This is a genomic window from bacterium (Candidatus Blackallbacteria) CG13_big_fil_rev_8_21_14_2_50_49_14 (assembly GCA_002783405.1).
Lineage (GTDB): Bacteria > Cyanobacteriota > Sericytochromatia > UBA7694 > UBA7694.
The window spans coordinates 1-8,917 of record PFGG01000035.1 but is presented as its reverse complement, the minus strand read 5'-3'; the positions used below and the strand labels follow the sequence as shown (position 1 = coordinate 8,917).

The 8,917-nt window shown below is 49.0% G+C and carries 7 protein-coding genes; 1 reads left to right on the top strand and 6 read right to left on the bottom strand.

Going from position 1 to position 8,917, the window contains the following annotated elements:
• Window positions 1-53: 53 nt before the first annotated feature.
• Window positions 54-1,103 (bottom strand): hypothetical protein, encoded by a 1,050-nt coding sequence (locus COW20_06815; GenBank protein PIW48829.1) that lies wholly within the window; start codon window positions 1,101-1,103, stop codon window positions 54-56.
• Here COW20_06815 and COW20_06810 point away from each other — a divergent pair.
• A complete protein-coding gene (locus COW20_06810; GenBank protein PIW48828.1) occupies window positions 1,089-2,408 on the top strand; it encodes a hypothetical protein in 1,320 nt (439 codons plus the stop codon). The genes COW20_06815 and COW20_06810 overlap by 15 nt on opposite strands.
• A 12-nt stretch (window positions 2,409-2,420) precedes the next feature.
• Here the strand turns inward: COW20_06810 and COW20_06805 are convergent, their stop codons facing one another.
• From COW20_06805 to COW20_06785, 5 genes are all read right to left on the bottom strand, one after another.
• A complete protein-coding gene (locus tag COW20_06805) occupies window positions 2,421-4,634 on the bottom strand; it encodes a hypothetical protein (protein PIW48827.1) in 2,214 nt (737 codons plus the stop codon).
• The gene (locus COW20_06800; protein ID PIW48826.1) at window positions 4,531-6,576 is read right to left on the bottom strand and encodes a hypothetical protein; all 2,046 of its coding nucleotides are present in this window, start codon (window positions 6,574-6,576) and stop codon (window positions 4,531-4,533) included. Before COW20_06800 ends, COW20_06805 begins: the two co-directional genes overlap by 104 nt.
• A gap of 73 nt (window positions 6,577-6,649) precedes the next feature.
• Window positions 6,650-7,243, bottom strand: a complete 594-nt coding sequence (locus COW20_06795) for a hypothetical protein (protein PIW48825.1) — start codon at window positions 7,241-7,243, stop codon at window positions 6,650-6,652.
• A gap of 39 nt (window positions 7,244-7,282) precedes the next feature.
• Complete coding sequence (locus COW20_06790; GenBank protein PIW48824.1) at window positions 7,283-8,485, bottom strand: hypothetical protein; 1,203 nt, start codon at window positions 8,483-8,485, stop codon at window positions 7,283-7,285.
• Between the two features lie 58 nt (window positions 8,486-8,543).
• Window positions 8,544-8,834, bottom strand: coding sequence for a hypothetical protein (locus COW20_06785; protein PIW48823.1), 291 nt, complete (start codon window positions 8,832-8,834; stop codon window positions 8,544-8,546).
• Window positions 8,835-8,917: the final 83 nt, after the last annotated feature.

Here is an 8,917-nt window from a genome sequence, read left to right as displayed (position 1 = left end):
CGGCGGGATAGAGGTGAAATATGACGATTTTTTTACAATTCAAGTTCAGCCGATTAGATTTCGTGAGGCGGAGCTGGGAATTCTTGTTTGCGTAAATCTCTTAGTCCAAAGGGCAGGGCCAGCCCAAACAGGACACTCAGACCGATCGCTCTGGAGGCCAGCATTAGAAAGAGAATCGATTCTGTGGAAAGTGAAAGTAATTGCTTGTATAAAAAAAAGGCTCCCAGATCGGTGGTGCCAAGCCCCAAAGGCAAAAGGGCGAGAATGCCCGCCAAAGCCAAAATCGCATTGATGCCTGTGACGATCCAGAGCGAGACGGTTTTGCCAATGCTGAAAAGCAGAAACCATTGAAAACAGGCATTGAGCAACCAGATCAGACAGGTCAGAAGCCAAACCGGAAGCAGTTGCGGCAAGAGTTTTTCCCGGTGGTGAAGATATTCCCGCAGAACCTGCTGAATTTTGAGTGGTAAAAGCGGTAAAAGTTCTTGCCAGAGATGTTGAAAACGCAAAAAACTGAAAAGTCCAAGTAGCAGAAAACCCAGTAAAAGCCCCATCAGAAGGGGCAGGGGGCCAGCAGGTAAAAGGCTTAGGCTGAGTAAGAGTCCCAGCAGGCAGAGCAGTAGAAAATCCAGTAAACGCTCAAAGATACACAGCAATAATGACAAGCCCCATTTATCCGGAGCTTTTTCGGCCATTAAAAAAACTTTGGCGACTTCGCCCAAGCGCCCTGGAGTAACCGTGGCCAGGGCAATACCCAACACCTGAATCCGCAACCAATTGCGAAAAGAGTGCTGAATCGCGAAGGGCTGGGCCAATAAACGCAGGCGCAAAGCTTTGAGCAAAAGCTCAGACAAAACCAGGCCCGCACTTGCGAGCAGCCAGGGGTAATGGGCTTGGAGCAGCAAGTTCTGAAAGCTTTGGGCCTGAAAGCTCTGTTTCAGCAGAAGCCCCAGACCTGTTAAAACCAGAAGTACCAGCCCCCAACGAAGTCCCTGTTTGAGCCCTGGGTGTTTTTTAAGCAAAACAGACCTCTTAAAAACTGCTATGATAATTTGACATATGAGTGTTATACGCGGAATAACCCTGCCATGAACAGGTCTGATCGGTTTTTTAAAATTTTTTTTCTGGCCTGTTTAATGCTAGGCTTTGGGTTTTTTGCTGCCAGATTTGCCTGTTCAGCTCAGCCAGACAAGTCTCTTTTCTCTGTGCAGAAGCAGATTCTTTTACGTCAGAATCAGCGTTTTTTTCTGCATGGGGTCAACTATTATCCCCAGGAAATTCCCTGGAGTCTTTTCTGGAATTGTTACAGCACGGTCTTGGTGCGTGAAGATTTTCGCAACCTCAAGCGTTTGGGGTTTAATACGGTGCGGATTTTTGTGCCTTACCAGGTTTTCGGTGGGCGAAAACCTGAAGCCGTAATGATGGCGCATTTAAAAGATCTTTTGAATCAGGCCCAAGCCCAAGGTTTGGTTTGTATTGTCACCCTTTTTGATATGTTTTCAGAGTATGCGGATCTTGAAAGCAGTCAGGCGCATCTTAGCCGTCTGCTCTCTGATTTTGCCGGGCATCCTGCCATTTTGGCCTGGGATTTAAAAAACGAAGTCGACTTGGATTATCCCCATTATTCCCGCCCTGTGGTTCAAGCTTGGCTGAAGCATCTTTCCCAGGCTTTTCATCGCTTGGCTCCCCGGTCTTTGTTGACGGTGGGCTGGTCAAACCCTGAGCGGGCCTTAGATTTACAGGCACAGGATTTGGTCTCCTTTCACTATTTTGACTACGAACAGCGTTTTGCGCAAAGAGTGTCGGCCTTGCGTAAAAAAACGCAGAAACCCTTGCTGCTTCAGGAGTTTGGTTTTCATACTTGGCAAAAAGCTGCTCAGGACCCCCACCCCCTGGCCCACCAATTCAATTATTTCAACAGTTTGCAAGCCGGAGCCTTAAAACTCGACCTAATGGGCAGTATGGTCTGGTGTCTTTATGATTATCCTCCTGCTTTGCGTGAGGCCTGGGTCTTGGATTCTGAATCTTTTCAACACCATATGGGGATTTTGGATCTGGCAAAACAAGCCAAACCCGGTCTGAAAGCTCTGCAACAGGCTGTTTTTATTCTGGACGCACGTTCAGGAAAAAGCGTTGATTCTTCAAGTCGGGAATTGGAGATTGTCTTTCGGCTGGCACAGGCTGGGCCTGTTCAGTTGCTGTCTGAGGCTGCGGGAAAAATAACCCAACGCAAAGTCTGGCCGGGTCGGGTGGGGGTGAATAGCTTTCACTGGTCTGTCAGCGCTTCCGAACTGCGGAACCTGCTGGAACTGCGCAGCCAATACCAATTAAAGGCGCAAGATGTACAGGATTTGAAGGGGAATGTTTTGAAACAAAACACGTTTCCCTTGATTTTAAGAAGAGATTGAGGGCGCGGGGTGTTATTTTGGCTCTTCGAATAATTTTTGCGTATCAGCTTCGACTACAAAATACCAGCCTTGAAAATTCAAGCGCAGATAGCCCAAGGTGGTGTCACTTCCGCGCAGATAGCCGCTTTGACTTTGCAATTCAATTTTCCGCAGCAAATCCGGGTTTTTGAATTTTTGCAAGCTCAAACCTGTATTGATCTTTTCCCGGCGTTCAATTTTTTGATTGCGATCGCTGCCCTTGACAATGATCTGCCCTTTTTCATCGAGCAGATAACTGTTGCGCAGACCTTGAATATTGCCAATACTCAGCACCTCACGGGCCAGATAGTTGAATTGCATGTCTATCGAGGCCACCCCCAGAAATTTTTCCTGTGGATTATAAATCGCCAGACTGCAGGGCAAAAGCGAACCTGAAAGACGGTCAATATAGGGGTTGCCGCAGTGGATGCCGCGTTTGTTTTTCACCAGCAGGTAAAAGGGCCGTTTGCGTGGATCATAACCTGGGGTATTGTAGCTGGCGCCAGGGAAAAAGGAGATCAGCCCCTGCTCGCTGGAGAGGTTGATAAACATCAGCGGCATGCCCTGTTTGGCGATTTGCTTAGAAGGGTTGCCGGGTTTTAAGCCTTGTTCCAGACCACTGCGCAAAAGCAGATTGCGCGAATACAGGCTGAGGGGGGCGATGGTTTCGATCAGGGCCTGAACCTCGGCCTGGGGAAGGCCCCAGGCAATCGTCAGTGTGGCCCATTCTGGGCTGATACGGGTACCGTAATGGGGTGAGTCGATTTGATTCGGGACCCGTTCGCTCCAGTGGGCATCGTCGAGATAATAGGGGGCCTGGGGGAAACGCTTGCCCTGTTCAAAGGCTTGAACCCCGGTGCCGGCAAGATTTTCAAGTGCCCGTGGAATGGCTAGCATATAGCGATCCACCTCTTGGGCCTGGTGCAGAACCTGTCCCATAAAACGGGTAATGACCTGTTCGCGCTGCAGGGCGGATTGCAAGGTGCTTTGCTGTTGCAGCAGATTCCAGATCGTCCAACTGCTGCTGGCCAGCATCAGGGCCATGAGACTGCCGAGACAAGTGGTACGGTTTTGTTTGAACCAGCGGCCTGCGGCTTGTGAGAAGGTGTCGGGTGCGGCCAAGACAGCTTCTCCACGCAGATAGCGACGCAGATCCTGAATCAGATCTTCGACTTTTTCATAGCGTTCGGCACGCTTCCAAGCAGTGGCTTTGCCAATGATGGCCTGCAGTTCGCGCGGTATTTTCAGTTCGGGCCTGAAAAAACGCACAGGATTGAGTGTTGCTTTGCGCACCTTTTCGAGCAGCTCAGTGGTATTGCTGGCCTGATAAGCCGGTTGCAGGCAGACCAGTTCATAGAGAATCAGCCCGAGAGAAAACAAATCGCTGCGGGCATCGAGGCGGTCATTCACGCCACGGGCCTGTTCGGGTGACATATAGCGGGGAGTGCCAATCATTTGCCCTTTTTCACCGGCTTCGAAGGGGTAGTCTTTGGCGGCTTCTCCAAAGGGGCGGGCAATGCCCCAATCCATGACATAGATTTCATGGTGGGGGCCGAGCATCAGGTTGGCGGGCTTCAGATCGCGGTGAATCACACCTTTAAAATGGGCAAAGGCCAGGGCTTCACAGACTTTGATAAAATGTTCAAGCAGATTGGGCAGGGTTTTTAAATGGCTGATTTTTTGGGGTTCAGCGTTGTTTTGTCGGGCTTCCTGGATCAGTTCCTTGAAGGTTTTGCCCTGAATACACTTCATGGTATAGCCCACACCGGCTTCGGTCACTTCGAGGCTGTAAACGGGCACGATATAGGGGTGGGGAAGTTGGGCTGTGATTTGTACCTCCCCTAAAAAACGCTGATGAACCTCAGGATTATCGCTTTGAATGCGTTTGTGCAGCTGTTTATAGGCCACGGTGCGATCCAGACGGTTATCGCGTACCAGGTGGACGGTTCCCATGGCGCCTTCGCCCAAAAGTTGCAGAATTTCGTAATGCTGTCGCCCCAGATTGCCTGTGTTTTTACGGGTTTCACGCATTTCAGCGGTGGGGCTGAGATGTCCAAACTCGTGCATGGTCAGCTCAAGCGGATCTTCTTCTTCGTGTAAAAGCTCAGACATGGGGGCTGGGCTCCTGGGTGAGCAGTTTTTGAAAGTCAAAGCGTGCCAAAAGACGCCAATCGGCAGTGGCCAGGGCCTGATAGAAATAAAGCCCATCAGCCGTTTCTTTCAAGCCACTTTGACCGGCTTTGAGATCGGCCCGGATGTCTGCTGGCAAATCAGACTGGGCAGGTTGCTTGACGATTTCAAACAGAATCTCTCCCTTGGCGTTTAAAACCTGTAAGGAGAGCAGCCCTTCCTGAATCTGCATTTTTTTCAGCTCTTGCAACAGATAGGGGCTGTGAATGAGCAATGCCGCTTCTCCCAGGGTTTGCCCCTGATCCCCTTTGATCGGGGCCAGAACTGAGAAATAACTTTCTGTCCCCATGGATTCTTGGGCAAACCAAAAGGGGCGGGTTTGCCCTTGGGCTTGATAGCCGGCATGCGTTTTTGCTTGGGTTAAAAGTTCAGGCACTTCGCTGGCTTGGGGGCTACCAGGATAAATCAAATGGGGGCCTTGATCAAACTGTACACTAGCCCAACCCACAGGGCTGCTGTGTGTTTTTGACTGCAACCAGTCAGGCACTTTGTTTTGGGGGTTCGCAGCGACAGCAAATACACGCTGAAAAATGGGGGTGAGGCTGTTCAACCGGGCAAAACTGCTTGAGGGGTTGTCCAGCCAAACAGGAAAACTCCAGAAAACAGGCGCTTCTTGCTCTGGTGTGAGCAGTGCCTGCTGGGGTAAGTGTGAGGGGGTGTACATTGGGCCGGCCAGATCTTTGCCGCGCAGCCAGGATTCAGCAGCGGCCCCGGTCAGGTATTCCAAACGGGCTTCGAGTCCTCCCAGATAGCTGTCGAGGTTTTGACCTGCGATGGTGAGCTGGAGTTGAAGTTCTTCAAGAACTGCTTTGCGGCGTTGGGTTTGAATCAGGGTTTTTTGCCAGATATATAAACTGCCCGCCACCGCCAGAGAGCAGCAGAAAAGCATCAGCAAACTGCCAAGCATGGCCCGTTGCGGATTGTGCCGAACCCAGCGCAAGAGTCTGCGGGGCAGATTATCTGGTAAAACCTGGGTTTCGTTGTCTTGCATATATTGGCGCAGATCCGTTGCCATGTCTGCCACCGAGGCATAGCGATCTGCTGCTTTCAAGGCCACGGAGCGGGCAACAATGGCCTGAAGATCGGCTGGAATGGAATGCAGACCCAAGGCCTGGCTGCAGGAGGCTCTGTTTCCGGTCAGGATTTTTTTCAGCATTTCGGGCATGGATTTGGCCTGAAAAGCAGGTGTGAGGGTTAAAATCTCTTGCAGAATCAGGCCCAGGGTGTATTGATCGCTTTTGGGGTCGAGCTTGCGGCAACGGGCCTGCTCAGGGGATAAATAACGGGGGGTGCCTGCAATAACCTTGTTCTGAGAGGTTTCACTTTCTTCTTCGGGCGTATTCCAGACCTTGGCAATGCCCCAATCGAGCACATAGACTTCACGAAAAGGGCCTATCATAATATTGGCGGGTTTGAGATCGCGGTGAATAATGCCCTTGCTGTGGGCATAGTCCATGGCATCGCAGACCTTGAGAAAAATTTCAAGCAGGCGGTAGAGTTCATTGCGCCATTCTTTAAGATTGGGATTCTTTTCCTGGGCTTGTTTCAGGGCCAGAATCTCTTCCTTAAGGGTTTTGCCCTGTACCACCTTCATGGCATAGGACATGCGCTGCTCGGCATCGATTTCGAGTGTGTAGACCGGAATCACGCCAGGGTGTTCGAGACGGGCGGTAATCTGTGCTTCACTCAGGAATTGGTCCTGGACTTCGGGCGTGGTCATTTGCGGCAAAAGCTGTTTGCTGGCTACTTTGCGGCGCAGGTAAATGTCCCGCATCAACCAGACTTCGCCCATTGCGCCTCGGCCCAGTTCCTGGATCGGTTCATAGCGCGGAAGTTCTGCCCCTGCTTCTTCAGGTGTTGCTTGGGGTTCGCTTTTGACAACAGCAGAAACAGAAAACATGGTGCCAATCTCGGTTGGGTCCATATTCTCGGGTGTTAAATTGAAATCCTCTGGTTGCATCTGTTTGCCCGTCTAAAATGCTGCGTGCTTATCATTGTACCCCAGCCCCAGGATGGGAGGTAGCAGCCCCTGTTCAGGGAGTGTTGGCCTCTCGGATCAGCAGTTGGGGGTGGCTGAGTTGGGCCAGCAGCTGCTCTTTTTGACTGAGGGGAACCTCGACTTGGGCCTGTACGTCGGCTGAATAGGTAAATTCAGCTTTGAGGCCCGCTTGCGCCAATTGGTATTCGATCGTGCCACTCAGGGCATAGGGGTAATGCAACTCCAGGCTGAGGCAGGGTTCTTTTTCCAGGCGACCTGCCGTTTCAATCAGGGCTTGGGCAGCCTGGGTATAGGCCTTGACCAGGCCCCCTGTGCCCAGTTTGGTGCCTCCGAAATAGCGAGTAACCACAAGAATGGCATTGTAGAGGTTGTGTTCCAGCACGGTCATGATCGGTTTTCCGGCGGTGCCCGAAGGCTCGCCATCGTCTGAATAGCGATCGACCAGTGGGGGACCTCCTACGCGAAAGGCATAGCAGTGATGGGTGGCGTCGGGCCAGCGCTCGCGGGTTTTGTGTAAAAAGGCCTCGGCAGCCTCAACGGTTTGCACTTCGCAGCCACTGGCAATGAAGCGGCTTTTGAGAATAATGATTTCGGTTTCAGCCTCACGGGCCAGGGTGGTATAGCGCATGGGGGCAGTATAGCGGATTGGGCTTCGGGTGGATAAGTTTTACCAAAATTTCCACCAAGCTTTTTTGGCCCGGTTATGATCTGTGCTATTCATTAGGGTGTGTAGCAAAGTTTTGGCTCTTAAAAAACCGACTTCAAGGGGATCTTCTTCGAAATAGACAAAGGGTCCCAATTCTAGTTCCCTGGGATTGCGTCCGTCCAGGGCCGCTTGGCTCAACGCGCCTATCTCTGATGATTTCAGCGTCAATAGTTTGATCACATCTTCGGAAAGATATTCGAAAGAGGTTTGCGCAGCCTGAAATACAGGATGTTCTTTTAGTAAGCCTCTTTCTAGCTCTTCTCCGTCTGCATTGAGACGTAAATAATAGGGAGAAACCTGTGTATTATTCGCTTCTATTATTTTTCGGGCCAAAGCACTGGGCGTGAAATAGACAATTTCTCTGGCTAAATTTGGTTCTAGCCCCATAAGCACCAATTCTTCAATATACTCAGCGTCGGGCCAATCATAGGCAAATAGAGTGGACTTGCAAAACCAAAGCAATGCCGTTTCAATATCCGTTGATGGTTTGGGAATCTCTCTTTCAGGTTCGGCTCCTTTATTTTTCAAAATCAGAAAAAGTTTTAAAGAATAGAATTGATCTGATTTTTTCCATTCAATATTGCCGAGATCATTTTTGAGTTCTGGAGAGAATTGATTATCTAAATGCACTTCAAAATGGATATTCTCGTCTTGATTATGAGTATAAAGCAGATTTACCCAATGTCTTTGGCCTGTTAGAGATAGGTTTTGAATTCCCTTTTTTAAAGCTGGAAGGATTCCTTCAGGGAGCAAATCTTCTTCTTCTCCGAAAACGCGACAGGATAGATCGCCAATACAAACTTCCCAGTTTTTTTCTGCCAATGGCCATGTTTCCTGTTTGATAGTGTCTTGATGAACGCTATGAGGCCAAAATGCAGCGTTTAAAACAGGGAGACTGGCCCGTTTGAAATAATTCAGTGCATCGTCTATTGCTGATTCTTTGTCTGTTCCCAATCCCACAAAATTTTGAATGATACGTTCCTGGAGCCCAAAACTTATTTCTATATTCAATTGCAATAACGTTTTTTCAGACTGTTGGGGAAAGTTTTCAATCCACGCACGAAGACAAGGAAATTTAGAATCAATAAAAACCCATCCACATTTTTCCTGTGTATTGAGTCCTTGATCTTCAAAGATAGCTGAAATTTGTTTATTGATGTTCATTTTTTTTGTATCCTAAATCGCTGATTTTTGTTTATATTTTCTGGTTTAAAAAATGGTTTTAAGAAAGTATTTTCACATTTTCCCAGATCTGATAGCGTTCTAATCTTTTATAGTCTGGAGACTCTGGCGTGATTTTATAATTTTCCAGCCATTCTCCATTTTCTTTGAGATACCGATAGAGCAAGATGCCAAATTCGTATTTCTCGGCACGAATATATCCCATTTTTTCAGATTTTTCGAGCAGATAATAAGAGCTCTCTTTGGTAGCCGTATGCAAAACCCAATCTGAATTTTTGAAAGTATGGTGGCGAGAACCTTGTGCAATCCCATTCATGTATTGAATGCGCATTTGCTTTTCATCATCTTCAAACAGAGCAAATCCACTAGAGTTTTCCAGAAAAAGATTTTCAGTGGTTCAAAAGCTTTCTGTTA

Bases quoted from the DNA above. Each gene is read 5' to 3' on its own strand.
- COW20_06810 (PIW48828.1), top strand. From the start codon at position 1,089: ATGAACAGGTCTGATCGGTTTTTTAAAATTTTTTTTCTGGCCTGTTTA.
- COW20_06805 (PIW48827.1), bottom strand. From the start codon at position 4,634: ATGGGCTTTATTTCTATCAGGCCCTGGCCACTGCCGATTGGCGTCTTT.
- COW20_06800 (PIW48826.1), bottom strand. From the start codon at position 6,576: ATGCAACCAGAGGATTTCAATTTAACACCCGAGAATATGGACCCAACC.
- COW20_06795 (PIW48825.1), bottom strand. From the start codon at position 7,243: ATGCGCTATACCACCCTGGCCCGTGAGGCTGAAACCGAAATCATTATT.
- COW20_06790 (PIW48824.1), bottom strand. From the start codon at position 8,485: ATGAACATCAATAAACAAATTTCAGCTATCTTTGAAGATCAAGGACTC.
- COW20_06785 (PIW48823.1), bottom strand. From the start codon at position 8,834: ATGCGCATTCAATACATGAATGGGATTGCACAAGGTTCTCGCCACCAT.